The 26,152-nt window shown below is 72.4% G+C and carries 25 protein-coding genes and 1 riboswitch; of the genes, 13 read left to right on the top strand and 12 right to left on the bottom strand.

What is annotated here, in order from left to right; all coding sequences use genetic code 11:
* Positions 1-66 precede the first annotated feature (66 nt).
* On the top strand, positions 67-780 hold the full coding sequence (locus OHB09_RS14660) for a pentapeptide repeat-containing protein (protein WP_050811356.1): 714 nt from the start codon (positions 67-69) through the stop codon (positions 778-780).
* A 296-nt stretch (positions 781-1,076) separates the two neighbouring features.
* On the opposite strand, the gene OHB09_RS14655 is transcribed toward OHB09_RS14660, so the two are convergent.
* On the bottom strand, positions 1,077-1,577 hold the full coding sequence (locus OHB09_RS14655) for a hypothetical protein (RefSeq protein WP_006144098.1): 501 nt from the start codon (positions 1,575-1,577) through the stop codon (positions 1,077-1,079).
* Between the two features lie 89 nt (positions 1,578-1,666).
* Entirely contained in the window at positions 1,667-2,242 is a 576-nt protein-coding gene (locus OHB09_RS14650; protein ID WP_006144097.1) for a TerD family protein, read from the bottom strand.
* Between the two features lie 205 nt (positions 2,243-2,447).
* Between OHB09_RS14650 and arfB the strand changes: the two genes are divergently transcribed.
* Positions 2,448-2,885 (top strand): alternative ribosome rescue aminoacyl-tRNA hydrolase ArfB, encoded by a 438-nt coding sequence (gene arfB / locus OHB09_RS14645; protein WP_040897076.1) that lies wholly within the window; start codon positions 2,448-2,450, stop codon positions 2,883-2,885.
* 194 nt (positions 2,886-3,079) lie between these two features.
* Here arfB and OHB09_RS14640 read toward each other — a convergent pair whose 3' ends face one another.
* Positions 3,080-3,562 (bottom strand): flavin reductase family protein, encoded by a 483-nt coding sequence (locus tag OHB09_RS14640; RefSeq protein ID WP_086011036.1) that lies wholly within the window; start codon positions 3,560-3,562, stop codon positions 3,080-3,082.
* 928 nt (positions 3,563-4,490) lie between these two features.
* Between OHB09_RS14640 and cdgB the strand changes: the two genes are divergently transcribed.
* Both cdgB and OHB09_RS14630 read left to right on the top strand, forming a co-directional pair.
* Positions 4,491-6,236, top strand: coding sequence for a diguanylate cyclase CdgB (gene cdgB / locus OHB09_RS14635; RefSeq protein ID WP_093595555.1), 1,746 nt, complete (start codon positions 4,491-4,493; stop codon positions 6,234-6,236).
* A gap of 116 nt (positions 6,237-6,352) precedes the next feature.
* Positions 6,353-7,345 carry a CBM35 domain-containing protein gene (locus OHB09_RS14630; protein ID WP_093595552.1) on the top strand — a complete coding sequence of 331 codons (993 nt, stop codon included), beginning with the start codon at positions 6,353-6,355 and terminating at the stop codon, positions 7,343-7,345.
* A 109-nt stretch (positions 7,346-7,454) separates the two neighbouring features.
* Here OHB09_RS14630 and OHB09_RS14625 read toward each other — a convergent pair whose 3' ends face one another.
* The 3 genes from OHB09_RS14625 to OHB09_RS14615 form a co-directional block, all read right to left on the bottom strand.
* Positions 7,455-8,384 carry a 1-phosphofructokinase family hexose kinase gene (locus OHB09_RS14625; protein WP_093595549.1) on the bottom strand — a complete coding sequence of 310 codons (930 nt, stop codon included), beginning with the start codon at positions 8,382-8,384 and terminating at the stop codon, positions 7,455-7,457.
* 182 nt (positions 8,385-8,566) lie between these two features.
* Positions 8,567-9,751, bottom strand: coding sequence for an N-acetylglucosamine-6-phosphate deacetylase (nagA, locus tag OHB09_RS14620; protein ID WP_006144088.1), 1,185 nt, complete (start codon positions 9,749-9,751; stop codon positions 8,567-8,569).
* Positions 9,751-10,746, bottom strand: coding sequence for an ROK family protein (locus tag OHB09_RS14615; RefSeq protein WP_407077362.1), 996 nt, complete (start codon positions 10,744-10,746; stop codon positions 9,751-9,753). Before OHB09_RS14615 ends, nagA begins: the two co-directional genes overlap by 1 nt.
* Before the next feature lie 225 nt (positions 10,747-10,971).
* Between OHB09_RS14615 and OHB09_RS14610 the strand changes: the two genes are divergently transcribed.
* From OHB09_RS14610 to otsB, 3 genes are all read left to right on the top strand, one after another.
* Complete coding sequence (locus tag OHB09_RS14610) at positions 10,972-12,210, top strand: extracellular solute-binding protein (RefSeq protein ID WP_234525623.1); 1,239 nt, start codon at positions 10,972-10,974, stop codon at positions 12,208-12,210.
* A 112-nt stretch (positions 12,211-12,322) separates the two neighbouring features.
* Positions 12,323-12,646: a DUF3263 domain-containing protein gene (locus OHB09_RS14605; RefSeq protein ID WP_381019194.1), complete on the top strand. Its 324-nt coding sequence runs from the start codon at positions 12,323-12,325 to the stop codon at positions 12,644-12,646.
* Positions 12,647-12,711: 65 nt separating this feature from the next.
* Entirely contained in the window at positions 12,712-13,605 is an 894-nt protein-coding gene (gene otsB, locus OHB09_RS14600; RefSeq protein ID WP_006144084.1) for a trehalose-phosphatase, read from the top strand.
* A gap of 67 nt (positions 13,606-13,672) precedes the next feature.
* Here the strand turns inward: otsB and OHB09_RS14595 are convergent, their stop codons facing one another.
* Together OHB09_RS14595 and OHB09_RS14590 are read right to left on the bottom strand one after the other, a co-directional pair.
* Positions 13,673-15,061 carry an alpha,alpha-trehalose-phosphate synthase (UDP-forming) gene (locus OHB09_RS14595; RefSeq protein ID WP_167794912.1) on the bottom strand — a complete coding sequence of 463 codons (1,389 nt, stop codon included), beginning with the start codon at positions 15,059-15,061 and terminating at the stop codon, positions 13,673-13,675.
* Between the two features lie 247 nt (positions 15,062-15,308).
* Positions 15,309-16,253: a glucosyl-3-phosphoglycerate synthase gene (locus OHB09_RS14590; protein ID WP_093595537.1), complete on the bottom strand. Its 945-nt coding sequence runs from the start codon at positions 16,251-16,253 to the stop codon at positions 15,309-15,311.
* Between the two features lie 131 nt (positions 16,254-16,384).
* A riboswitch (SAM riboswitch) is annotated at positions 16,385-16,547 on the top strand.
* Positions 16,548-16,565: 18 nt separating this feature from the next.
* Between OHB09_RS14590 and thrC the strand changes: the two genes are divergently transcribed.
* The 5 genes from thrC (at position 16,566) to OHB09_RS14565 (ending at position 22,293) form a co-directional block, all read left to right on the top strand.
* Positions 16,566-17,867: a threonine synthase gene (gene thrC, locus OHB09_RS14585; RefSeq protein WP_167794913.1), complete on the top strand. Its 1,302-nt coding sequence runs from the start codon at positions 16,566-16,568 to the stop codon at positions 17,865-17,867.
* A gap of 145 nt (positions 17,868-18,012) precedes the next feature.
* On the top strand, positions 18,013-18,288 hold the full coding sequence (locus OHB09_RS14580; protein ID WP_006144080.1) for a MoaD/ThiS family protein: 276 nt from the start codon (positions 18,013-18,015) through the stop codon (positions 18,286-18,288).
* A 450-nt stretch (positions 18,289-18,738) separates the two neighbouring features.
* On the top strand, positions 18,739-18,942 hold the full coding sequence (locus OHB09_RS14575) for a cold-shock protein (protein WP_003986833.1): 204 nt from the start codon (positions 18,739-18,741) through the stop codon (positions 18,940-18,942).
* A 282-nt stretch (positions 18,943-19,224) separates the two neighbouring features.
* The gene (groL, locus tag OHB09_RS14570; protein ID WP_191854828.1) at positions 19,225-20,850 is read left to right on the top strand and encodes a chaperonin GroEL; all 1,626 of its coding nucleotides are present in this window, start codon (positions 19,225-19,227) and stop codon (positions 20,848-20,850) included.
* 294 nt (positions 20,851-21,144) lie between these two features.
* Positions 21,145-22,293, top strand: coding sequence for an NADH:flavin oxidoreductase (locus OHB09_RS14565; protein ID WP_006144078.1), 1,149 nt, complete (start codon positions 21,145-21,147; stop codon positions 22,291-22,293).
* A 115-nt stretch (positions 22,294-22,408) separates the two neighbouring features.
* Here the strand turns inward: OHB09_RS14565 and OHB09_RS14560 are convergent, their stop codons facing one another.
* The gene (locus tag OHB09_RS14560) at positions 22,409-22,990 is read right to left on the bottom strand and encodes a hypothetical protein (RefSeq protein WP_319350798.1); all 582 of its coding nucleotides are present in this window, start codon (positions 22,988-22,990) and stop codon (positions 22,409-22,411) included.
* Positions 22,991-23,142: 152 nt separating this feature from the next.
* On the opposite strand from OHB09_RS14560, the gene OHB09_RS14555 reads away from it, so the two are divergent.
* Complete coding sequence (locus tag OHB09_RS14555; RefSeq protein ID WP_328922083.1) at positions 23,143-23,739, top strand: Uma2 family endonuclease; 597 nt, start codon at positions 23,143-23,145, stop codon at positions 23,737-23,739.
* Here OHB09_RS14555 and OHB09_RS14550 read toward each other — a convergent pair.
* The 3 genes from OHB09_RS14550 to OHB09_RS14540 are packed head-to-tail and all read right to left on the bottom strand — an operon-like array spanning position 23,705 to position 26,006.
* The gene (locus OHB09_RS14550) at positions 23,705-24,280 is read right to left on the bottom strand and encodes a GNAT family N-acetyltransferase (RefSeq protein WP_328922082.1); all 576 of its coding nucleotides are present in this window, start codon (positions 24,278-24,280) and stop codon (positions 23,705-23,707) included. The two genes, OHB09_RS14555 and OHB09_RS14550, sit on opposite strands and share 35 nt — an antisense overlap.
* A gap of 29 nt (positions 24,281-24,309) precedes the next feature.
* The gene (locus tag OHB09_RS14545; RefSeq protein WP_252307099.1) at positions 24,310-24,981 is read right to left on the bottom strand and encodes a Uma2 family endonuclease; all 672 of its coding nucleotides are present in this window, start codon (positions 24,979-24,981) and stop codon (positions 24,310-24,312) included.
* 59 nt (positions 24,982-25,040) lie between these two features.
* Complete coding sequence (locus OHB09_RS14540; RefSeq protein ID WP_318295074.1) at positions 25,041-26,006, bottom strand: hypothetical protein; 966 nt, start codon at positions 26,004-26,006, stop codon at positions 25,041-25,043.
* Between the last annotated feature and the right edge of the window lie 146 nt (positions 26,007-26,152).

The raw sequence follows: 26,152 nt of genomic DNA, 5'->3' as shown, positions 1-26,152 counted from the left end.
GCATGAGGGACGTGATCGACGTGGGTGACGTGGGCGCGGTACGGACGGCGGCGGAGGTGCGGGGACATGCGGAATGAGGGGAGGCGGGGAGAGGTGAGGGGACAGGCGAAGCGGGCGCGTGTGGTCGTGGCGGCGCGTCGGCCCGGGGTGCGGCTGCCCCCGCTCGAGCCCTACGGGGACGGGCCGCTGGAGCCGGAGGGGGACTACGACGGGCTGGAGTTCCCGGGCACCGACCTGGCGGCGCAGGACGGCACGGGCTCCCGCTTCATGGACTGCGCGCTGACGGGCTGCGCGCTGGACGAGACGCGGCTGGCGCACGCCCGGGTGTACGACAGCCGGCTGAGCGGGATACGCGGGGTCGGGACGAACCTGGCCGACGCCACCCTGAGGGACGTGGAACTCGTGGACGCGCGGCTGGGCGGGACGCGCATGCACGGGGCGGTGCTGGAGCGTGTCCTGGTGCGCGGCGGCAAGATCGACTACCTCAATCTGCGGGGCGCCCGGCTCCGGGACGTCGTCTTCGAGGGCTGTGTCCTGGTCGAGCCGGACTTCGCGGGGGCGCGGCTGGAGCGGGTCGAGTTCGTGGACTGCGTGCTGAAGGAGGCGGATTTCGGCGCGGCCCGGATGAAGGACGTCGACCTGCGCCGGGCGGCCGAGCTGGGCATCGCCCGGGGGGTGGAGCGGCTGTCGGGGGCGGTCATCAGCCCGGCCCAGCTCATGGAACTGGCGCCGGTGCTCGCGGCGGAACTGGGGGTGAAGGTGGCGGGGGCTGACGACTAGGGTCTTTCGTTCGGATCAGGCCGGCTGGGAGGCGCGGTACGTCTTCGCACCGACCCGAGCGGCGTCCGGTGCGTGCGGCCGCAAGGCGGAGGAGGACGCCAGGGCGGAGCCCTGGCAACCGACGACAACGCCGCAGAGGCGTGTGCCGGACCCCGCGACGCAGGGATGATCCGGACGAGAGGCCTCAGGGGGGACTGAGCGGGGGCCGAGGGGCTAGGGGGACCGAGGGACTGAACACCGGGGGCCAGGGGGCCGTCGGTCCGCGGGCCCGATGGCTGGGGAGTGCCGACGGGCCGTCAGCCGATGCGGGGGAAGCGGGCCTCCAGCGTCCAGATCGCCGGGTTGTCCCGGAGCGACTCGTGCATGTCCGTCAGGTCGGCGAGCAGGTCGTGCAGGAAGTCCCGGGCCTCGCGGCGCAGTTCGGTGAAGGAGAAGGTGAGGGGGTCCTCGTCGCCGGGCATCCAGTCGGCCTCGACGTCCACCCAGCCGAAGCGGCGCTCGAAGAGCATGCGGTCGGTGGACTCGGTGAAGTCGATCTCGGCCTGCTGCCGACGGGCGGAGCGGCTGCCGAGGGGGTCGCGGTCGAGCTGCTCGACGATGTCGCACAGGGCCCAGGCGAAGTCGAGCACGGGCACCCATCCCCAGGCTGTGGATACTTCCCGGTCCGCGCGGGTGTCGGCGAGGTAGACGTCGCCGCAGAACAGATCGTGCCGCAGGGCGTGGACGTCGGCACGGCGGTAGTCCGTCTGCGGGGGATCGGGGAAGCGGTTGGAGAGGGCGTAGCCGATGTCGAGCACGGGGCTGATGGTGTCACGGCGGCCGGGGCGGGCCGCCGCCGGCCGGGTCCGGAACCCCCGGTGTCGGGGGCCCCGGACTGCGGCGGGACTCAGACGTTGACGCCGAAGTCCTGGGCGATGCCCGTCAGACCCGAGGCGTAGCCCTGGCCGACCGCGCGGAACTTCCACTCCGCGCCGTTGCGGTACAGCTCGCCGAAGACCATGGCCGTCTCCGTGGCCGCGTCCTCCGACAGGTCGTAGCGGGCGATCTCGGCGCCGCCGGCCTGGTTGATGATGCGGATGTACGCGTTGCGGACCTGCCCGAAGTTCTGCGAACGGGACTCGGCGTCGTAGATGGAGACCGGGAAGACGATCTTGTCGATGTCCGCCGGGAGGGCGGCCAGGTTGACGTTGATCGACTCGTCGTCGCCCGCGCCCTCGCCGGTGCGGTTGTCACCGGTGTGGACGATGCTCTGGTCCGGCGTCTGCTTGTTGTTGAAGAAGACGAAGTGCTGGTCGGAGTAGACCTTGCCCTGGGTGTTGACCGCGATGGCGGAGGCGTCCAGGTCGAAGTCCGTGCCCGTGGTGGTGCGGACGTCCCAGCCGAGGCCCACGGTGACGGCGGTCAGGCCCGGAGCCTCCTTGGTGAGCGAGACGTTGCCACCCTTGGACAGGCTTACAGCCATTGTTGGGAGTCCCTTCCCTTGGTTCGTTCGCGTGCGTACGTGTGGGCGCTTCGAGGGGCGAAGCGACAGCTAACCCCTTGAACGCCCTGCGGGCCCCGGATGGTTCCGGGGCCTTTACCTTTTTTACCTTGCCATGCCCTCCGGGAGTGCTCCCCGGCCGGGAGTGGCGAAAACCTGGTGACGTGGGCCGGTACCGACCGGGAACATGGAGGGCATGTCCGGTCCCTATGTCGTCCGTGGTTCCGTCTCGCTGCCCGAGGCCGAGCTCGTGTGGCGGTTCTCGCGCTCCTCGGGGCCCGGTGGGCAGCACGTGAACACCACCGACACCCAGGTCGAGGTGCGGTTCGACCTGGCCGCGACCGAGGCGCTTCCCGAGGTGTGGAAGCGGCGCGCACTGGAGCGGCTGGGCGGGCGACTGGTCGACGGGGTGCTCAGCGTGCGCGCCTCCGAGCACCGTTCGCAATGGCGCAATCGCGAGGCGGCGGCCGTGCGGCTGGCGGCGCTGCTCGCCGAGGCGACCGCGCCGCCGCCCAAGCCGCGGCGGCCCACGCGCATTCCGCGGGGAATCAACGAAAGACGGTTGCGGGAGAAGAAGCAGCGTTCCGAGACCAAGCGGGGGCGTTCCGGCCGCGGCTGGCAGTGAATTCGCGCGCAGCGCCCGTCATTCCGTCGAGTGCGAACGGATGCGAATGCAACGCCGGCCGGTGCGGGGCGAGAGACCGCCGTTCTCGACCGTGCTCCGGGGGCGGTCATGTCCGTACCAATCCCCGGCCTTTTCGCCGTGCCCTCTCGCCGTCCCCTTTCGCCGGAGCCGGCGGGCCCGGGGGCGGGCGGTCGTCACCCGAGGGGCCGGTAGCGGCCCCGGAAATAGGTCAGGGGCCCGGCGCCCGATTCGGGCGCGGTGGCGCTCAGGACGCGGCCGATGACGAGGGTGTGGTCGCCGGAGGGCACCCGCTGCTCGGTGCGGCACTCCACGGTCGCCAGCGCCCCGCCCACCAGCGGCGCCCCGGAGACCGTCCCGCGCGCGTAGTCGATGTCCTCGAACAGCAGCCGGTCGCTGATGCGGCCCTTCATCGCGAACCGCCCGGCGATGTGCCGCTGGTTCTCGGAGAGCACGGAGACCGCCCACAGCGGTTGTTCGGCGAGCAGGTCGTCCATGCGGGAGCCCTCGCGCAGGCTGATCAGGACCAGCGGCGGGTCGAGGGAGACCGACAGGAAGGCGGTGGCCGTCATGCCCACGTCCTCGCCGCGCGGTCCCTCGGCGTCCAGCGCCGGTTCGTGCGCGGTCACCAGGACCACGCCCGCGGCGAGGCGGGACATGGCGGCACGGAACTCGTCATCGCTCACCCCTTCAGCATGCCCGCCGGCGGGGAGGCCGGTGCCGGAAGGCCGGGTGGAGGGGAGGGGCTGCGTGGGGATCTGCGTGGTTTCGAGCACGGTCACGACGGTAGTTGCCGTGTTCGCGAGGGCGCATCGGGCCAGGGGCCCAGACGGGTCCTAGGACCGGGGCCGCAGTCCGAACGGTGCCGGCGGACCGGCGCCCGGCGGACCGGCGACGGCCGGGATCGGTGCCCGGCGAACCGGTGACCGGCGGACCGGCGGACCGGCGACGGCCCGGACCGGTGCCCGGCGGACCGGTGACCGGTGGACCGGCGACGGCCGGGATCGGTGCCCGGCGAACCGGTGCCCGGCGGACCGGCGGACCGGCGGATCGGCGACGACCGGGACCGGCGCCCGGCGAACCGGTGACCGGCGGACCGGCGACGGCCGGGACCGGTCCCCGGCGGGTCCAACCGCCGAGGCCGCCATCGGTCGCCGGTCACCAGGAGCGCCGAGGCCGCCATCGGTCGCCGGTCCTGCGGGGTGCCGAGGAAGGCGCCCCACGGATCGTTCCGCGTGCCCCCGCCGCGATGATCGGCAACCGCCCGCGCGCCCGCTCCCGGCGTCGTATGCTCGCAGGCGTTCGCGGGGTTTCGCGAGGCGGTGCATTGTGTTCCCTGTGTTTCGTCAAAGCACGGCGAAATCACGGGAAAGCAGGGGAAAGCGCGGGTGGCCGTTCGGGAAAACGCAGAAACCCCTCTCAAATGCTCATCTCTTGCTGTGACTTGAGTCACAAGATGCGTAATTTGTTGACCCTGTGTGCCGAGTGAGCAGCGCGCTGTGATTCAGTAGCGGTGAGGATGCAGGGCGTACGCCGAAGACAACCCTGGGGTTACGGAGTTACCGCGAGATCTCGAGGGGAGGGCGCATGGAGACCGACTCGGAACCGTACGTCCGTCTTGCGACTCTGCGGAAGCTCCACGAGGTCATGGCGGACATACACACCGCCCGCAGCCTGGCGGACACGCTGCAGACGGTCGCCGACGGCGTGGTCAACGGCCTCGGGTACGAGCTGGCCGCCGTCAACCTCGTGCGCCCCGACGGCGACCTCGTGGTCGCGGCCCTGGCCGGGGACCCCACCGTCGAGTCGATCCTGGCGGGGCGGGTCGGCTCCCGGGCCGCCTGGAACCGTCGGCTGAACATGGGCGAGGCCTGGGGCGACCTGCGTTTCATATCCGCCGCCGAGGGCTGGCTCCTCGAGGACGACGACGTGCCCAAGTGGCGGGCAGACGGCCCCGAACCCCGCTTCGAGGACGAGTGGCACCCCGCCGACCGCCTCTTCGCCCCCCTGTACGGGCCGGGCGGGAGCGGCTCCTCCGGTGAGCTGATCGGCGTGATCTCCGTGGACCGGCCGCGCAACGGCCGCCGGCCCGGCGCCTGGGGCCGCGAGGCGCTCCAGATGTACGCCTTCCAGGCGGCCACCGCGATCAGCAACGCCCGGCTGCGCGCCAACATGCAGCGCGCGCTGGTGCGGCTGGAACGGGACCAGCAGGCGCTGCGCGCCAGCGAGGAGTCCTTCCGGCAGGCCTTCGAGTACGCCCCCTCCGGCATGGCCATCGCCGAGATGGGCGGCGACCAGCACGGGCGCATCCTGCGCTGCAACGACGCGCTGTGCAGGCTGCTCGGCCGGCCCGCCGCCTCCATGCGCCGCTACTCCTTCTCCGACCTGGTCCACCCCGAGGACATCAGCACCCTGCTGCGCACCTCCGCCGAGGGCGGCCGCGCCGAGCTGCGCCTGGGCCGCCGGGACGGCACGTACGTCTGGGTGTCGCTGCGCAACTCCGTGGTCGCGGACGCCGCCGACGGGCCCCGCTTCCTGCTCACGCACGTCGAGGACATAGAGGAGCGCAAGCGGCGCGAGCTGCAGCTCGCGCACCGGGCCTCCCACGACTCGCTCACCGGCCTGCCCAACTCCGCCGAGCTGCGGTCCCGGCTCTCCTCCCGTCTCTGCCAGCGTCCGCACGCCGTGGCCGCCGAGGCGGCGGAGTCGGCGGACGCGGCCCACGGGCAGTACGGCGGGTTCGGCGAATACGGCGAGCACACGGCGTTCGGCGGCTTCGGCGGGCCGGGCCTCACCGACACGCCTCCGGGCGGTCACCCCGCGGTGTACGACACCGGCGGGCACGGCTTCGGCAGCCTCGCGGCCCGGGGACCGTACGACGGCTTCGACCACCATGTGCACACCGTCGCCCCGGCCGACGGGACCGACGACGGAACCAAGGGACTCGCGGTCCTGTTCTGCGACCTCGACGGCTTCAAGACGATCAACGACCGGTTCGGGCACAACGCCGGTGACGCGGTCCTCGTCGAGGTGGCCGGCCGGCTCACCCGGGGAGTGCGGGACGGCGACACCGTCGCGCGGCTCGGCGGTGACGAGTTCGTGGTGCTGGCGGACGGCCTCGGCCGGGCCGACGCCCAGGACCTCGCCGTGCGGCTGCGGAACGAGATCATCCAGCCGATCCGGGTCGACAGCAGGGTGGTGCGGGTCGGCGCCAGCTTCGGCATCGGCTGGGCGCACTGCGGCATGACGGCGGACGAGGTGTTGAAATCCGCTGACGAACGGATGTACGTCGAGAAACGATCCCGTCCCAAACAGCACAGGCGCGCGGGATAGCCGCAGTTCACGGCCGGGGTGAGCAGGAAGACACCCATACGGCCCGCCGGGAGCGGGTACGCTCGCAGTTCAGCCCAGCACGCATCCGCACCCCCACCCGCTAGGAGCACCAAGGGATGACGCCCGGCAACAACGGCGCGAGCACGCCCGAGGACGACGACCCGTTCGGCTACCTCTACGCCGACGGCCAGGCCAACGGAGCCCAGCCGCCGAGCGGTGGTTACGGCTACCCGAATTCGGTCAACAGGGTGCGGGCGGTCGGTCAGCGGCAGTACGGCGGTGCGCAGCAGCCCCAGCAGACCGGTCAGTACGGGTCGGCGGGGGCGCCGGGGCAGACCGCGGCGTACGGCCAGGTCCCGCAGCAGCAGGCGTACGGCACCTACGGGCCTCCCGGACAGCCGAACCCGCACTACGCGGCCCCCGAGACGGTCCCCGGCGGGCAGCCGCCCGGGCGGCGCGAGCAGGCGGGCGGCAACGGCGGCGGGCGCGGCCGGGGCCCGAACACCAAAGGCCTGCTGATCGGCGCGATAGCGGTGGTCGCGGCCGTGGTGATCGGCATCGGCATCGCGATGCTCGGCGGCGACGACGACAAGAAGGACAGCGCGGGCGGAGACACCACGCCGACGGCGAGCTCCAGCCCCACGCCCAGCAAGTCGGGCGAGGACGGCTCCGGGGACTCCGGGAAGCTGCCCACCACGGACGCCAAGACGCTGAAGCTGGACGGCGGCGCCACCACGGCGTCCGACGTCAAGGGCGCGAAGGCCGACGGCGGGTCCTACGTCACGAACTTCAACCACGAGGGCGCGGCCGTGACCTGGACGGTCAACGGCATCGCCAAGTCCGGCAAGTACACGCTGTACGTCGGCTACGGCGTGCCCGGCAAGGACGCCAACGCCACGCTCACGCTCAACGGTGAGGCGCAGTCCCGGCCGATCAACATGTCGAACTTCGCGAAGGCGCCCGAGGGCGACTACGAGAAGGGCTGGACGTCGACCTGGGCGAACATCCAGCTCAACAAGGGCACGAACACCATCAGGATCTCCTGCGAGCAGGGCAATTCCTGCGATGCCAACCTGGACCAGCTCTGGCTCCTGGAGGGCTGGAAGTAAACGGGAGCAACGGTCCGGAAGCGGCGGCCCGGAGGGCGAGGGCCGGCAGTGGACCGGGCCCGGCGTCCTTCGCCGCGCGGAGGCGGGCGGGCTCACGTGGCCTGAAGGCTCACGCCGCCGTCGTCTCCGGGGTGACCGTGACCCGGGTGAGCAGGTCCTCGTAGACCTCCCGGTCGAACTCGCCCGCCGCCGGTGCCAGGACCGTCGCCGCCGACAGGGCGGTGGCACGTGCCAGCCGCTCCGGCCACGGCAGCCGCTCCACCAGGGCCGACAGCAGGCCCGCCACCGCCGAGTCGCCCGCGCCCGTCGGATTGCCGCGCAGCCCGCGCGGCGGCACCGCCCGCCAGCGCCCCTCGGCGTTCACCGCGAGCAGCCCCTTCGCGCCCAGTGAGGCGACCACGGTGTGCGCGCCACGGCGCCGGGCGTCCCGGGTGGCCTGCCCGGGCTCGTGCGAGCCGGTGAGCTCGGCCAGTTCCTCCGCGTTCGGCTTGACGATGTCGGGGCGGGCCGCGACCCCTCGGCGCAGCGGCTCGCCGCTTGTGTCGAGGAGCACCGGCACCCGGTGCGCCCGCGCGGTGCGGATCAGGCCCGCGTACGCGCCCACCGGCACGCCCGGCGGCAGGCTCCCGCACAGGGCGACCGCGGCGGCCGAGCCGAGCAGTTCCTCGTACCCGCGCTGGAAGGCGGACCACTCGGCGGGGGAGATCAGCGGACCCGGCTCGTTGAGCTGGGTGGTGTCGCCGGTGGCGGCGTCCACCACGGCGATGGTCCGGCGGGTCGCGCCGGCCACGGGTGTCAGCGCGTCCACCACGTCGGGGTCCCCGTCCAGCGCCTCCCGCAGGGCGTCGCCGGTGCGGCCGCCCGCGAAGCCGGTGACGGTCGCCCGGTGGCCGAGCGCGGCGAGCACCCGGGCCACGTTCAGCCCCTTGCCGCCGGGCCGCTCGGTCACCTCGCCCACGCGGTGCGAGGCGTGCGGGCGCAGCGCGGGAACGCGGTAGGTGAGGTCGAGAGCGGTGTTCAGTGTGACCGTGAGGATCACCCGGACCGGCCTCCCTCGGATCGTGCGGTGACGCGTACGTGTGCGTACGGCGCGCGTGCCGTCTCCGCGGTGCGCGCACCGGTGCTGGTTGTCGGTGCTCGATCATGCCAAACGAGTCGGTGGTGGGCCCAGCCCCCCGGGGCCACCACCGAGGCCCGAGGGCCCGTCAGCACCGGGACCAATCAGCCCAGTTGGGGATCGATCACCCACTCGCCCCGGCGCATCACGCCCTTCAGCGCGAAGTCCTCGTCGAGAACGACCAGGTCGGCATAGGTGCCGGGGGCCAGCGAGCCCACCTGGTCGGACAGGCCGAGCAGGCGGGCGGGATTGGCCGAGAGGGCCGCGACGACGTCCTCGACCGGGAGCCCGTCGACCGTGACCGCCCGCTGGAACGCCCGGTCCAGGGTGAGCGTGGACCCGGCGATCGAGCCGCCCTCCACCAGCCGGGCCACGCCCTCGCTGACCTCGACCTCCAGTGGGCCGAGCAGATAGCGGCCGTCGCCGAAGCCGGCCGCGTCCATGGCGTCGGTGATGAACGCGACCCGGGAGGCGCCCGCGTGGTGGAAGGCGAGTCGCAGCGCGGCGGGGTGGAGGTGGGTGCCGTCGTTGATCAGCTCGACGGTCACCCGCTCGTCCTCCAGGAGCGCGGTGACGGGTCCGGGGGCCCGGTGTCCCAGGGTGGGCATCGCGTTGAAGAGGTGGGTGGCCACGGTGGCGCCCGCGTCGATGGCGGCGAGGGTCTGCTCGTAGGTGGCGTCCGTGTGCCCGACCGCGGCGATCACGCCCTGCTCGGCGAGCAGCCGTACGGAGTCCAGGCCGCCGGGGAGTTCGGTGGCGAGGGTGACCATGCGGGCCTGCCCGCGGGCCGCGTCGACCAGCTTGCGGACCTCGGCCGGGTCGGGGTCACGCAGCAGGGCGGCGGAGTGGGCGCCCTTGCGGCAGGGGGAGATGAAGGGGCCTTCGAAGTGGATGCCGGCCAGGTCGCCCTGTTCGGCCAGTTCGGACAGCAGCCCGGCGCGCTGGACGAGTTCGTCCGTCTCCTCGGTGACGGTGGAGGCGAGGAGCGTGGTGGTGCCGTGCTCCCGGTGGGTGCGGATGCCCGTCAGGACGTCCTCGGCCGAGCCGGAGGTGAAGGAGGCGCCGCCGCCGCCGTGGTTGTGCAGGTCGACGAAGCCGGGGACCAGCCAGTGCCCGGTGAGGTCGACGGTGGGCGCGCCGGCTCCGGCGGGCCCGGTCGGGCTGTGCGGCGGGCGGGTGGCGTCGCCGGTGGCGGTGATGCGCGTGCCCTCGACGAGCACGCGGCCGTCGTCCACGATCCCGGTGGGCAGCACCGTCCGGGCACCGGCGAGAACCTTGCTAGGGGCCATCAGGTGGTTACCTCCGAGGAGTCAGTGGTGTCGCGGACGGGGGGAGCGGCGGAAGCGGCGGACATGCCGGAAGCGGTGAGCGCGGGGCTCGGTGGGTCCGCCGGGGGCCGGACGGCGGCGGCGTGCAGGTCCCAGGCGAGCAGTCCCGCGCCGAGACATCCGGCGTTGTCGCCGAGACCGGCGGGGACGACCTCCGGCAGCTTCTGGAAGGTGACCCGGGCGCGCAGCGCCTCGTGCAGCGGGTCGAACAGCGTGGGCCCGGCCTCGGCGAGCCCGCCGCCGATGATCAGGGTGCGCGGATCGAGCAGGGTGAGGGCGGTGACGAGGCCGTCGGCGAGCGCGTCGACGGCCGCCTGCCACACCTCACGCGCGCGCGTGTCCCCGGCGGCCACGGCCCGGGCGCAGTCCGCCGCGTCCGCCTCCGGGTCCCCGAGGGCGGCGGCCCAGGCATGGCCGACGGCGGAGGCGGAGGCGTACCGCTCCAGGCAACCGCGCTGCCCGCACGGGCAGTCGACGCCGCCGGGCCGTACGACGACATGGCCGATCTCGCCCGCGAAGCCGTGCGCGCCCGCCTCGACCCGGCCGTCGATGCCGATGGCGCCCGCGATGCCGGTGCCCAGCGGCACGAAGAGGAAGCGGTCGGCGCCCCGGCCCGCCCCGATGCGGCCCTCGGCGAGGCCGCCGGTGCGCACATCGTGGCCGAGGGCGACGGGGACACCGCCGAGCCGCTCGCTCAGCAGGGCGCGCAGGGGTACGTCGCGCCAGCCGAGGTTGGCCGAGTAGGCGGCCACGCCCCGGGCGTCGTCGACGATGCCGGGGACGGCGACACCGGCCGCCAGGGCCGGTTCGCCGAACGCGGAGAGGCCGTGGGCGCGCAGCTCGGCGGCGAAGTCGAGGACCGCCGCCGTCACCGCCTCGGGGCCCCGTTCGCGGCCGGTGGGCCGGCGTGCCCGGTGGAGCAACTCGCCTTCCGCCCCTACCAGGGCGGCCTTCATCCCGGTGCCGCCCACATCAAGGGCGATGACGTGTTTCACGTGGAACAGTGTGACGCTCCGACCCGGAGAGGTCTAGTCCACTAGAGTGGTGTAGACCTTATGGCCGAGCCGTTTCGTCATACGAGACGGTGACCACACGCAACCAGCGGAAACAGGAGTGGGTCGGTGCGGCGGCGCGGGGCGCGGAGGACGAGGGTACTGGGCGCGGCGGTCACCGCACTCGGAATGACGGCGGCCCTCGCGGGCTGTGGGGGACCGGGCGGTTCCGGGGACGTCACTCTCAAGCTGGTGGCGGCCGACTACGGGGACTCCGCGGCCAACTCCTCCAAGAAGTACTGGAACCGGCTGGTCACCGCCTACGAGGGCGAACACCCCGGCGTGCGGGTCGACGTCAGCGTCTACTCGTGGAACGACGTCGACCGCGAGGTGCGGCAGATGGTCGACCGGGGCGAGGCCCCCGACCTCGCGCAGATCGGCGCGTACGCCGACCACGCGGCCGCCGGCGACCTCTACCGTGCCTCCGACCTGCTCTCCATCCCCGTCCAGGCCGACTTCGTGCCGGAACTGAGCCGGGCGGGCGAGGTGAACCGGGTGCAATACGGGATGCCCTTCGCCGCCTCCACCCGGCTGCTCTTCTACAACAAGAAGCTCTTCGCCGAGGCCGGGATCAGCCGGCCGCCCACGACGTGGAAGCAACTGGCCGCCGACGCCCGCGCGTTGAAGGACGCCGGAGTGAAGACGCCGTACGCGCTGCCGCTGGGCCCCGAGGAGGCGCAGGCCGAGACCCTGCAGTGGCTGCTCAGCGGCGGGGGCGGCTACACCGACAGCATCGGCAACTACGACCTGGACTCGGTGGAGAACATCGCCACGTTCGGCTGGCTCAGGGACGAACTGGTCGGCAAGGGCCTCACCGGGCCCGTCCCGCCGGCCCGGCTGAACCGCGCGGACGCGTTCGCCGCGTTCGCGCGCGGCGAGGTCGGCATGCTCGACGGACATCCCACGCTGATGAAGACGGCCCGCGCCAAGGGCCTGGACTTCGGCATGGTGCCGATGCCCGGGAACGGCGACGGGAGCGGAAGCGGCGACGGGGGCCGGGCGTCGCTGGGCGTCGCCGACTGGATGATGGCCTTCCGTCAGAACGGCCACCGCGAGCAGATCGGGGACTTCCTCGACTTCGTCTACAGCGAGAAGAACGTGCTGGCGTTCTCCCGCGAGTACGACCTGCTGCCGGTGACGGCCTCCGCCTCGGCGGACATGGCGTCCTCCCCGAAGGACGCCGACCTCGCGCCCTTCCTGGAGCAGCTCCCGGGCGCCGAGCTGTACCCGGTGAGCAAGACCTCCTGGGCGTCGGTGAGCGCGGACCTCAAGAAGCGGATCGGGACGGCGGTGTCCGGGCAGGGCAGCCCGGTGGCGGTGCTGGGGCAGCTCCAGCGGGCGGCGACGCGGGAGGACACGGCCGGGTAGGACACGGCCGGGTGGGGCACGGCCGGGCAGGGCGCGCCGTGCGGCAGCCGGCGCGTGGTGGTGAGGCCGGTGCCGGGTCCCGATGTCAGTGCCGGGTCTTACTGTGGAACGCATGGAGGAGACCGAGCGGACGGCGCGGACCGGGCAGCCAGTGGAGGCGGAGCCCGCCGAGTCGGCCGAGCCCACGCAGCCCTCACCGCCCCCGGAGCCGCGCGGGCTGGGGACGCGGGAGCGGGCCGTGCTCGCCCTGGAGCGGCGCGGCTCCGCCGGACCCGGCGCGAAGGAGCGCGAGATACGGGAGCGGCTCGGGCTCGCGCCCGTCCGCTACTACCAACTGCTCAACGCCCTGCTCGACGATCCCCGTGCCCTCGCCCACGACCCGGTGACCGTCAACCGGCTCCGCCGTGTGCGCGAGGCCCGCCGCGCCGAACGGTAGGCCACGCCGAGCGGCGGGGCGCCGGGCAGGCGTGAGGACGGGGTCGCGCGGATAGGGTCGACCTCATGGGCAGCCACACGGACTTCACGGACCCCGGGGACGCCTCGCACCGCAACGGTGACGCCCTCCCCGTCCCGACTCCCACCACCGCGGCCGGACGCGAAGGGCTGGAGGCGATCCTCGCCGGCCCCGGGCGGGCCGTCCTCGCCTTCGACTTCGACGGGACGCTCGCACCGATCGTCGCCGACCCCGAACAGGCCAGGCCCCACCCCGACGCGGTGCCCGCCCTCGCCGCCCTCGCGCCGAAGGTGGCCTCGGTGGCCGTCGTCACCGGGCGCCCGGCGGGGGTCGCCGTCGCCCACGGAGGATTCGCGGGGGTCGCCGGGCTCGAACACCTCGTGGTGCTCGGGCACTACGGCGCCGAGCGGTGGGAGGCGGTGACCGGGACGGTCACCGCGCCCGCCCCGCCCCCGGGGATCGCCGCCGTGCGGGCGGAGCTGCCGGGGGTGCTGGACGCCGTCGGGGCGTGGCGGGGGACCTGGGTGGAGGAGAAGGGCGGCCGGGCCGTCGCGGTCCACACCCGCCGGGCGGCCGACCCGCAGGCCGCGTTCGAGGCGCTGCGCGCCCCGCTGGCCGAGCTCGCGGCACGGCACGGACTGATCGTCGAACCGGGGCGCATGGTCCTGGAGCTGCGACCGCCGGGGATGGACAAGGGGGTCGCGCTGTCGGAGTACGTGCGGGAGGTGGACGCCGGGGCGGTGCTGTACGCCGGCGACGACCTGGGGGACCTGCCCGCGTTCGCGGCGGTGGAGGGTCTGCGGGCGCAGGGGGTGCCGGGACTGCTGGTGTGCAGTGGCAGCGAGGAGGTCGCGGAGCTGGCGAAGCGGGCGGACCTCGTGGTCGACGGTCCGGCGGGCGTCGTCCGGTTGCTGCGGGCGATGGCGGCGCGGCTGGGGTAGGGGTGCGGGTGGTCCGCGGGCCCGGTGCGCGGGTCCCCGCGCCCTTCAGGGGCGCGGGGACCGGTGCTCAGCCCCGCAGGGCGTCGAGCTGGTCCAGGAACCAGCGGGACGGGGGGAGGGCCGTGCCGGCGGCGGCGAGGCGCTTCGCGCGTTCGGCGCGCTCGTCCGGCGGCAGGGACAGGGCCTCGTGCAGTGCCTCGGCCGTGCCGACCACGTCGTAGGGGTTGACCACGATCGCGTCCTCGCCCAGCTCCTCGTAGGCCCCCGCCTCCCGCGAGAGCACCAGCGCGCACCCTTCGTCGGAGACGAGCGGCACCTCCTTGGCGACCAGGTTCATCCCGTCACGCACGGGATTGACGAGCGCCACGTCGGCCAGCCGGTAGGCCGCGAGGGAGCGGGCGAAGTCGTCCTCGACGTGCATCAGCACCGGCGTCCAGCCGTCCGTGCCGAACCGGGCGTTGATCGCCTCGGCCACCCGCCGCACCTCGTCGGTGTACTCCCGGTAGACGGCGAGGTCCTGCCGGGAGGGGTAGGCGAAGGCCACGTGCACCACCCGCTCCCGCCATTCCGGGCGTGAGGCGAGCAGTTCCTCGTAGGCGAGGAGTCCGCGCACGATGTTCTTCGACAGTTCCGTCCGGTCGACCCGGACGATCGTCTTCCGGTCCGGGCCGATCTCCTCGCGCAGCACCGCCATCCGCTCGGCGACGTCGTCCTCGTGGGAGCGCGCGCGCAGGAAGTCGGCGTCCGCGCCGAGCCCGTGCACCCCGATCCGGGTCTCGCCGAGCCCGCCGACCAGCGCCTCGGCGCACGCGGTGAAGGCGTCCGCCCAGCGGTGGGTGAGGAAGCCGAGCCGGTCGGCGCCGAGCATGCCGCGCAGCACCTTCTCGGCGATGTCGTCGGGCAGCATCCGGAAGTAGTCGACCGGCGCCCAGGGGGTGTGCGAGAAGTGCGCGATGCGCAGGTCGGGGCGGAGTTCCCGGAGCATCCCCGGGACCAGGGTCAGGTGGTAGTCCTGGACCATCACGGCCGCGCCCTCGGCCGCCTCCTCGGCGAGCGCCTCGGCGAAGGCCCGGTTGTAGGTCTCGTAGGAGGCCCACTGCCGCCGGAACTCCTGGTCGAAGACGGGTTCGAGCGGGGTCTGGTACAGCATGTGGTGCACGAACCAGAGTACGGAGTTGGCGATCCCGTTGTACGCGTCCGAGTGCACCTCGGCCGGCACGTCCAGCATCCGTACGCCGTCCTCGCCGACCCCGCGCCGCACCGCCTCGCGGTCGCCCTCGTTCAGCGCCGAGCAGACCCACAGCGCGCCCGCGTCCGGCCCGATGGCCGAGAGTCCGGAGACCATTCCGCCACCGCCGCGTTTGGCGTGCAGCGCGCCGTCCTCCCCCGCGGTGTACGAGACGGGCCCCCGATTGGAGGCGAGCAGCACCTGAGCAGCACCGAACCTTGAAGCCATACGCCTCAACCTAGCCCGGCCCCCGAACCCTCAAACGTGCCCGGACACCACTCCGCATCGATTTCGTCACACGACGTGTGGCCAGGAAGGCCGGAGCCGACCACGTCGTACGGCTCCGGGGCACCGGCGGCCGCGAGGCATCCTCCTGGGCGCCGGGCGAGAGGGTCTGCGCCCAGGAGGAGGAGGACGGCGGCACCCGCGTGGCGTTCACCGTGGCGCGCGACGGCCACGACTGCGCGGGCCGCGGTCACGCCACCCTGCGGGCCGTGTACTCCGCGATCTCGGTCATCGGGGGGCGTTCCTCCGTGTCCACCGGGTGGGTGTGCGGCTCGAAGCCCTGCGGGCCGCGCTCGAACTGGGTGAGGGCGGGGCGCAGGAGGTGGCCCCGGGCCAGGCGGAGCTGGGCGGTGCGGTAGATCGCGGCGGCCATGCGGCCCAGCGCCTGGCCGTCCTGGTGGCGGTGGTGGCGCACGCCGACGTCGACCTGGGCGAGCGCGTCCAGGCCGACGGTGTGCAGCGCGTCCACCAGCATGCCGAGCTCGACGCCGTAGCCGACCGGGAAGGGGAGCCGTTCGAGCAGGGAGCGGCGGGCCGCGTACTCGCCGCCGAGCGGCTGGACGAAGCCGGCCAGCAGCGGCCAGTGCATGTTGAGCAGCGGCCGGGCCATCAGCTCGGTGACCCGGCCGCCCTGCCCGGCGGCGCCGGCCAGCGGGCGGTCGTACATCGCCTTGACCAGGTGCACCTCGGGGTCGGTGAGGAGCGGGCCGACGATGCCGGTGACGAAGTCGGAGGAGAACTCGCGCAGGTCGGCGTCGACGAAGCACACCAGGTCGCCCCGCGTGACCATCAGCGAGCGCCACAGCACCTCGCCCTTGCCGGGCAGCGCCGGGATGCGCGGCAGTATCGCGTCGCGGTGCTCGACCCGGGCGCCCGCCGCCGCCGCCACCTCGGCGGTGCGGTCGGTGGAACCGGAGTCGACGACCACGATCTCGTCGACGAGCGGCACCCGCCGGACGAGGTCCCGGCGGATGGCCGTGACGATGGCGCCGACGGTCGCCTCCTCGTTCAACGCCGGGAGCACCACGCTGACCGACTGACCGGTGGCCCGCTTGGCGGCCATGACCTGCTGCAACGGGCGATCCGACAGGGACCACGAGCGTGCCTTCAGCCAATGCTCGACTTCCCTCAGCACGGTCGGCGGCTCCTTTGTGATCCATCTCGCGGTACGGACGACTCTCTCAAGTGTCCTGGCCTTCGGTTACAGTCTTGAACAACGCAGGTGACCGTCGCATGCCGGGGGTCACGGGCGTCACAACCGAATACCGCTCATCCAGAGGGGCAGAGGGAAACGGCCCGATGAAGCCCCGGCAACCCTCCAGCCGGCACTCGTAGATCGCTGGTCATCGTCGATCACTCCGCGAGGCTCCCGGCTAGGGAAGGTGCCAAATCCGTCTCACGGCGAGATGCGTCGTGAGGAAGATGAGGAGAAAGGGCCTCGCCTCACATGGCTGTGCAGACTGTCGCAGACACCACCGACTCCACCCCCTCTGCCGCGGGTTCCGTCGATCTCGGCCCCGCCACCGCGCTGAGCTGTCGCGAATGCGGCCACCGGGTGCCGCTCGGTCCGGTATTCGCCTGCGAGGAGTGTTTCGGGCCGCTCGAGATCGCCTACGACTTCTCGGGCCACGACACCGAGGAACTGCGCCGGAGCATCGAGTCCGGCCCCGCGAACATCTGGCGGTACGCCCCGCTGCTGCCCGTCCCGGCGGACGTGGCGACCAAGCCGAACATCAATCCCGGCTGGACCAAGCTCGTCAAGGCCGACAACCTCGCCCGTGAACTCGGCGTCACCGGCGGGCTGTACGTGAAGGACGACTCCGGCAACCCGACGCACTCCTTCAAGGACCGCGTCGTCGCCCAGGCCATCGAGGCCGCCCGCGCCTTCGGCTTCACGACCCTGTCCTGCTCCTCCACCGGCAACCTGGCCGGCGCGGTGGGTGCCGCCGCCGCCCGGGCCGGCTTCCGCTCCTGCGTGTTCATCCCGCACGACCTGGAGCAGGGCAAGGTCGTCATGGCGGCCGTCTACGGCGGCGAACTCGTCGGCATCGAGGGCAACTACGACGACGTGAACCGTTTCTGCTCCGAGCTGATCGGCGACCCGGCGGGCGAGGGCTGGGGCTTCGTCAACGTCAACCTGCGGCCGTACTACGCCGAGGGCTCCAAGACGCTGGCGTACGAGATCTGCGAGCAGCTCGGCTGGCGACTGCCCGACCAGCTCGTGGTGCCGATCGCCTCCGGCTCCCAGCTCACGAAGATCGACAAGGGGCTGCGGGAGCTGATCGAACTGGGTCTGGTGGAGGACAAGCCGTACAAGATCTTCGGTGCCCAGGCCGAGGGCTGCTCGCCGGTGTCGACCGCGTTCAAGGCGGGCCACGACGTCGTGCGGCCGCAGAAGCCGGACACGATCGCCAAGTCCCTCGCGATCGGCAACCCGGCCGACGGCCCCTACGTCCTGGACATCGCGCGCCGCACGGGCGGCGTCGTGGAGGACGTGAACGACGAGCAGATCGTCGACGCGATCAAGCTGCTCGCCCGGACCGAGGGCATCTTCGCGGAGACCGCGGGCGGGGTGACGGTGGGCGTCACCCGCAAGCTCATCGAGGCCGGGGTGCTCGACCCCTCGCTGACGACCGTCGTCCTGAACACCGGTGACGGCCTCAAGACGCTGGACGCGGTGGCGGGCACCGGGCTGACCGCGACGATCCGGCCGTCCCTGGACTCCTTCCGGGAGGCGGGGCTCGCGTAGCCCGGCCTCCTTCCGGGAGGCGGCTCGGGCAGCCGGTCCCGGGCGGCCCCGCCCGGCCCCGGCACCTCCCGCCCCCGCTTCTCCCGCGCACGCGCCCCTACCGAGCACCTGAGCACCTCGCACCCGACCGGAGGTCATCACCCCCATGAGCGTCACCGTTCGCATCCCCACCATCCTGCGCACCTACACCGGCGGCAAGGCCGAGGTCAGCGCCGAGGGCACGACCCTCGGCGAGGTCATCGCGGACCTGGAGAAGAACCACACCGGGATCGCCGCCCGGGTCCTGGACGACCAGGGCAAGCTGCGCCGCTTCGTCAACGTGTACGTCAACGACGACGACGTCCGCTTCGAGCAGGGGCTCGACACGGCGACGCCCGAGGGTGCCGGCGTCTCGATCATTCCCGCGGTCGCCGGCGGCTGAGTCCGGCACCGGACGGCTTCCGCTTACCTTCGGTAATGCCGATCACCGCGCGTATATCGAATTGCCCCCTCCGTGAGAGAAGCGGAGGGGGCAATTCTGCAGGGTTGAACGCGGTACAGTTGGGGAACGCGCCCCGGATTTCTGAGACCGGGCGAAGGCGATCATGCCGCGCTTCCGACAAGAAGTAGCCAAAGTGCGCAGGGCTTTTGTGACTAATGCGCCTTTTGTGCGGCCCGACTTGCCCTGAATTCGAGCGAATTCTCCGTACATTCCCGACCGGTCGTGCCCAGATTTCTCGTCCGATTGACCTGTTGCAGACGGCAGTTGGACAGATACATTCAGCCGCGGTCGACGCGTTCCGGCGCACGCCCCCAACCGTTGGGGGGTGAGGTCTGACCCGGATTCGCGAAGTGCGGATCCGTGCAAGGGCCAGTAATAGGGGAGTTAGGCATGGCTCAGGGCACCGTCAAGTGGTTCAACGCGGAGAAGGGGTACGGCTTCATCGCGGTCGACGGTGGTGCGGATGTGTTCGTCCACTACAGCGCGATCCAGATGGACGGTTACCGCACTCTGGAAGAGGGCCAGCGGGTCGAGTTCGAGATCTCGCAGGGTCAGAAGGGGCCGCAGGCGGACATGGTCCGCGTTGCCGGCTGACGCGCGCGCCGACTGAAAGTTCGACGTGAACGAAGGGCTCGTGGGCACCGTCGGGTGCCCGCGGGCCCTTCGGTCTGTCCGGGTTCGGCGGGATGGCGCTTGCACTCTCGGGGGGTGAGTGCTAATCATTGGCGTTAGCACTCACAAGGTGAGAGTGACAACGAAGGACCGGGTCGGTGAGGCCCTGGCGAGGTGGGGCAAGGAACCACCAGCCGGTGCCGTCCGTCGCGGGCGCGGGCGCGGTCCGGAGCAATCCACCCCAGTCCGGGAGGACCACTTCACATGGCCAAGATCATCGCGTTCGACGAGGAGGCGCGGCGCGGCCTCGAGCGCGGCATGAACCAGCTCGCGGACGCCGTGAAGGTGACGCTCGGCCCCAAGGGCCGCAACGTCGTCCTCGAGAAGAAGTGGGGCGCCCCCACGATCACCAACGACGGTGTCTCCATCGCCAAGGAGATCGAGCTCGAGGACCCGTACGAGAAGATCGGCGCCGAGCTGGTCAAGGAAGTCGCCAAGAAGACGGACGACGTCGCCGGTGACGGTACGACCACCGCGACCGTCCTCGCCCAGGCGCTGGTCCGCGAGGGCCTGCGCAACGTGGCGGCCGGCGCGAACCCGATGGCGCTGAAGCGCGGTATCGAGAAGGCCGTCGAGGCCGTCTCCGCCGCCCTGCTCGACCAGGCCAAGGAGGTCGAGACCAAGGAGCAGATCGCCTCCACGGCCTCCATCTCCGCCGCCGACACCCAGATCGGCGAGCTCATCGCCGAGGCGATGGACAAGGTCGGCAAGGAAGGCGTCATCACCGTCGAGGAGTCGCAGACCTTCGGGCTCGAGCTCGAGCTCACCGAGGGCATGCGCTTCGACAAGGGCTACATCTCGGCGTACTTCGCGACCGACATGGAGCGTATGGAGGCCTCGCTCGAGGACCCCTACATCCTCATCGCCAACTCCAAGATCTCCGCGGTCAAGGACCTGCTCCCGCTCCTGGAGAAGGTCATGCAGTCGGGCAAGCCGCTGCTGATCATCGCCGAGGACGTCGAGGGCGAGGCCCTGTCGACCCTGGTCGTCAACAAGATCCGCGGCACCTTCAAGTCCGTCGCCGTCAAGGCCCCGGGCTTCGGTGACCGCCGCAAGGCCATGCTCGGCGACATCGCCATCCTCACGGGCGGCGAGGTCATCTCCGAGGAGGTCGGCCTCAAGCTGGAGAACGCCGGTCTGGAGCTCCTGGGCCGCGCCCGCAAGGTCGTCATCACCAAGGACGAGACCACCATCGTCGACGGCGCCGGCTCCGCCGACCAGGTCGCCGGCCGGGTCAACCAGATCCGTGCCGAGATCGAGAACAGCGACTCCGACTACGACCGCGAGAAGCTGCAGGAGCGCCTGGCGAAGCTCGCCGGCGGTGTCGCGGTCATCAAGGCCGGTGCCGCCACCGAGGTGGAGCTCAAGGAGCGCAAGCACCGCATCGAGGACGCCGTTCGCAACGCGAAGGCGGCCGTCGAGGAGGGCATCGTCGCCGGTGGTGGCGTGGCCCTGCTCCAGGCCTCCCAGGTGTTCGAGAAGCTGGAGCTCGAGGGCGACGAGGCCACCGGTGCCGCCGCCGTCAAGCTGGCGCTCGAGGCCCCGCTGAAGCAGATCGCCGTCAACGCCGGCCTCGAGGGCGGCGTCGTGGTGGAGAAGGTGCGCAACCTGACCCCGGGCCACGGCCTGAACGCCGCGACCGGCGAGTACGTCGACCTGGTCAAGGAAGGCATCATCGACCCGGCGAAGGTGACCCGTTCCGCGCTGCAGAACGCCGCCTCCATCGCCGCGCTGTTCCTGACCACCGAGGCCGTCATCGCCGACAAGCCGGAGAAGGCCGCCCCGGCGGGCGCTCCGGGCGGCATGCCGGGCGGTGACATGGACTTCTGATCCTCCCCGGGCCCGGCCTCCCGCCGGGCCCACCGAGGATCGGACGCGAGTCCGTGACGCGCCGGCGCACGCCGACGCACGAGTGCGACAGAGGGCGGCACTCCCCGTACGGGGGGTGCCGCCCTTCGGCGTGCCCGGCACGCGGGGAGTCACCGCTCACAGCCTTCGGGAGGCGGGGGTCACATTCCCGGGGCGGACGGGAATGCGATCGCTGTACAGGGCATTGATCTGGGGGACGCGTTGCATGCGCGTGCACATACTGACCGGTTGTTCCCACGCCCCCCTGGAGCCCGTATGACCGCCCCCGCCGACCTCCCCACCGGTGCGGACGCCCCCGCCTCCCGTGCCGCGAGCATCCTCTCCCGGCCCGTCGCGCTGAACGGCCTGACCGTCCCCAACCGCATCGCGATGGCGCCGATGACCCGCATGTTCTCCCCGGGCGGCGTCCCCGGCGAGGACGTGCTCTCGTACTACGCGCGCCGGGCCGCCGCGGGCGTCGGGCTGATCGTGACCGAGGGCACCTACGTCGGCCACGCCTCGGCCGGACTCAGCGACCGCGTCCCCCGGTTCCACGGCGAGGAGCAGCTCGCGGGCTGGGCGAAGGTCGCCGAGGCGGTGCACGCGGCGGGCGGCACGATCGTGCCGCAGCTCTGGCACGTCGGCATGGTCCGCGAGCAGGGCCGGCCGCCCTTCCCCGAGGCCCCCGCCGTCGGCCCCTCCGGTCTGCGCGTCGGCGAGGAGGAGGCCACCGGCCGGGCGATGACCCGGCAGGACCTGGACGACGTCATCGGCGCCTTCGCCGAGGCGGCCGCCGCCGCGGAGCGCATCGGCTTCGACGGTGTCGAGCTGCACGGCGCGCACGGCTACCTCATCGACCAGTTCCTGTGGGCGGGCACCAACCGCCGCACCGACGCCTACGGCGGCGACGCGGTGGCCCGCGCGAGGTTCGCGGTGGAGATCGTCGAGGCGGTACGGGCACGGGTCTCGCCCGAGTTCCCGGTGATCTTCCGCTTCTCGCAGTGGAAGGGCGACAGGTACGACGCGCGGCTCGCCGAGACCCCCCAGGAGCTGGAGGCGATCCTCACGCCGCTCGCCGAGGCCGGGGTGGACGCCTTCCACGCCTCCACCCGGCGCTACTGGCTGCCCGAGTTCGAGGGCTCGGACCTCAACCTCGCAGGCTGGTCGAAGAAGCTCACCGGCCGCCCGGCCCTCACCGTCGGCTCGGTCGGCCTCGACGGCGACTTCAACCGCTCCTTCAGCGGCGAGGGCGCGCCCGTGCGGAACATCGACGAACTCCTCGACCGCATGGAGCGCGAGGAGTTCGACCTCGTCGCCGTCGGCCGCGCGCTGCTCCAGGACCCCGAGTGGGCGCGGAAGGTGCTGGAGGGCCGCTTCGGGGAACTGGCCCCCTACGACGCGGCCTCGGCGAAGAAGCTGCTCTGACGGCGGGCGACTCGGCGAGCGATGCGGTGAGCGATGCTGCGGGGGCCGGGACGACGGGGGCGGGCGACGGCGACCGGTCCGGGACGACGGGGGCGGGCGGCCGGTCCGGGACCGGTCACAGGCCCCCGCTCATCGGCTCGATGTCCACCCGCACCGGGTGGCCCCACACCCGCAGCACCTCGTAGTCGGTGAACTCGTGCACCAGCCGGTACGCCATCGCCGGGCGGGGCCCGCGGCGCTGCGCCGTCAGGTACAGCTCCGCCTCCCGCCGGTCCCGGCGCGGGGTGCCGCAGAGCTGCCACTCCTGGCCGTTCCACGCCTCGGGCAGCCAGCGCTGCTGCGGCTGCGGACGCTCCTCCCGCGTGCCGTACCGGGAGGGGACGCGCTCCCCGGCGTCGGTGGCCGCCCGGCGCGGCCCGCCGCCGTCGTACTCCGTACGCCGGGCGGCCCGGCGCCGCGTCTCGCACAGCAGGCACAGATCGGGCGCGTCCTTGTCGACGGGGCCGGTCGGGTGCTCGGCGCACCGCGTGGTGGGCCGGTCCCCGCCGAGGCTGTCCTCCAGCAGGTCCAGCGCCCGCTTCAGGTCGTCCTTCGCCTCGTGCAGCTTGGCGTCCGGGGTGTCGGCGCTCAGCGCCTCCCCGTGCTCCCCGAGCACGCGCAGGGCGCGGCCGAGCGCGGTGAGCTGTGCGTGGTTCATGTCCGCCAGGGTCGCACACACCGCTGACAGCACGGCGGGGACGAGGGTCGCTGCGGCGCTCACTCGATCGTGGGACGCTGAGGGACACGGGCACGGCGACGAGGATGTGCCCGTACGTTCAGTTCTGTGAGGTCGGAGACGGGAGGTCCCCGATGACCGCCGAGATGTGGGGGAGCGGCTCCCAGTGGGGCCGTCTGCTGCGGGCCTGGCAGCACTTGGACGTGCCCGACGGATGGCGGGCCGAGATCGACGAGGGACGGATCATCGTGGTTCCACCCCCGGCCAGTGGGCACAACCTCATCGCCGACATCGTCTCGCAACGGCTGTACGGCTGCCTGCCCACGGGGTACGGCCTGTTCCAGACGCTCGGTGTGCACATCGCGCCGTTCGACAAGGTGTACGTTCCCGACCTCGTCGTCTTCCAGCGGGCCGAACTCGCCCAGCGGGCCGCCGACGCGGGGGAGGACGCGCTGCCTGTGGACGCCGCCGACGCCCTGCTGGTCGTCGAGATCGCCTCCAAGGGCAACGCCCGTGACGACCGCATGAAGAAGCTGTGGGCCTACGCGCACGCGCCCGTCCCCGCATACCTGCTGATCGACCGCTACGACGCACAGGGCCCGTCGGTCACGCTGTTCACCGAGCCGGAGAGCGGCGCCTACAAGCGCACCGACCGCGTACCGTTCGGCGGCTCCCTCACCCTGCCCGCGCCGTTCCTCACGACGCTCCCGACGGAGGAGTTTCCCCGGTGACGGGGGCGGGCGGGACGGCGTCGGTCCACAGCTGCTCGCCCTCGTGGAGGGTGCCGGTGGGGTGGAGGCCGAGGGTCTTCGCGACGGCGGCGGAGGCGTGGTGGTGGGGGTGGATGTGGGCGGCGAAGGCGGAGACGCCCTGGTCCCGCAGCCAGTGGGCCATGACCTCGGCGCTCTCCTTGGCGTAGCCGTGCCCCTGGAAGTCGTGGCCGACCACCCAGGCGAGTTCCGCCTCGAGCAGGCCGGGGCGCGGCCTCGTCAGGGTCGCCTGCACCGTGCCGACCAGCAGTCCGCCGGCGCGGGCCCGCACCATCCAGTTCAGCCAGCCCTGCGAACCGTCGGGCGAGTGCCCGGCACTCTGCCGCCGGTACCGCTCCTCCACCTCACCCCGGCTCGGCGGCTCCCCGCCGATGTACGTGTGCAGCCGCGCGTCCCCGAGGAAGGCCACCGCCTCCTCCGCGTGCGCCACCCGCAAGGGCTCCAGCACCAGCCGCGGCCCTTCGAGGGGGACGGCGAGGGGCCAGGCTGCGGGGTTCGTCATGGGGGCATTGTCGTCGCTGCCGACAGAAGTCAGTCGGCGTATTTCTTGAGCTGCTCCGTTTCCAGCGTGATGCCCACCGGGGGCGGAAGCTCGACGGTTGCTCCCCAGGGGTAGGAGGGCGTCTGCCGGTAGCGGCCGTCCTTCGGTTCGCTGTGCACGACGACGGTGTGGTGGTCGCGGTCGATGAGGAGGTAGACGGGGATCTCGGCCTCCGCGTAGCCGACAGGCTTGTCGACGCGGTCGCGCCGGTCGGTGTCGCGGTCGTGGGAGGTGATCTCGACGGCCATCAGGACACCGTCCGTCGCCGACCACTCTCCGTGCCCGACGAAATGATCCACCGGCGTCAGAGTGGCGTCCGCCCGTGCCCGCCCCTTGCGGTAGGCCTCCGCCTTGATGCCGGACTCGGGAACGAGGTCCAGGTCGGGCCGGTGCTGCATGCACTGGCGCAGCAACCACATGAGGATGGAGCGGTGGTTGCCGTCCGGCATCGGCTTGACCTCTAGTTTCCCGTGTGCGTATTCGAGTCGGACGGTCTCCGGCGCCCGGCGTTCCAGTTCTTCGAAGTCCTCGACGCTGAGGCCGTCCTTGGCGTGGACCCGGCCGTTGATGAATTCGAGCCGTACCCCCTCCGGAGCGGCCTTGGCGAGTTCCTCGAAGTCCTCGACGGACATCTGCGGGTGCGCGGCGGTGCTGCGGGTCATGGTCTCGCCTCCTTCCCTCCATCGTGCCCCGGGATGGTGCCGTCGGATCGCGGGTGCCGTCATGCGGGTGTCCGTTCCTGTCGTCGTTGAGGCATTTTGGCCCGGATGGCGGCGGCGCGGGCATGAACCGAGGGGGCGGGAAGGGGCGCGCGCGGGCGCGGGGGAGGAGGAGTGTCCCGACACGCGCGGCACACTCCCCCGGGCAGCGCCTCGGGGCGGCCGGGGACGCCGCACTCCGCGCATTCCAACAGGCGGCGCGGTGTACGCGGCTCCTCGCGCACCGGGTCCGGCGGCAGCTTGGCGAGCAGGCGGGAGCGGACCAGGGCCGCCGGGTGGTGCACCGGGCTGGGCAGTCCCCCCGTCAGGGCATGCGTGACGCCCTCCTCGGTGGCCCCCCTCGCGAACCAGTCGTCCAGCAGCGGCGCCAGGTTCGCGCACTCCGCCTGCGAGAGCGTGAGCGCGGGGGCGGTGCGGCCGAGGGAGGCGAGGAGGAGAAGGGCGCGGTAGTGGGTGGGATGCGGGCGGGGCCCAGCTCCCGTCCGTGCCGGTGCCGGTCCCTGTTCGGGCGCGGGTACCTGTGCCTGCTCGGGTTCCGTGTCCGGTTGCGGTCGCGGGTACGCGTCCGGCACGTCGCCGCGTACGAAGCGGGCCCACCAGTCGTCGTCCCGCGCGGTGCGCGAGAACCACGATCGGGTGATCCAGCGTCGGCCGCCGTCCGTGGCCGTGATCTGCTCCCGGCCGCGGCGCAGGTGCCCGGCGCGTTGCAGGGTGTTGAGCGCGGTACGGAGCGCGCACTGGCCGTACGGCAGCACCTTGGCCAGCGTCTTCACGGACATGTCGGCGTTCTCGCCGAGCCGGTCGAGGTAGGCGGCGACGGAGGCCTCGCGGCGTGGCAGGTGTGTGAAGTCGTCCCGCGAGCGCGGGAGTTGTCCCGGCGCGGAGCGTTTGCCGTAACCCCGGTTCGCCATCGGGTGCGGGGTGCTGTGCGGGAAGCGGTGGTCGTCACTACAGTTGGCGGTAGCCATGGGATCGAGTTCCTTTCGGATTGGGCGATCTCGTAGGTGAGACCCCCGCAGGTGTTCGCAGCACCTGACGGGGGTCGTTACGTCTGCGGGCAACCTAGAGGCTCATGACGGTGCGTGGCAAACCGGTCACTTGGCGTTGACGGCGG

Origin of the sequence: Streptomyces griseoaurantiacus (assembly GCF_036189845.1) — a bacterium.
Lineage (GTDB): Bacteria > Actinomycetota > Actinomycetes > Streptomycetales > Streptomycetaceae > Streptomyces > Streptomyces griseoaurantiacus.
Note: the sequence above shows the minus strand (reverse complement) of the source record. Positions and strands in the feature narration are given on the sequence as shown.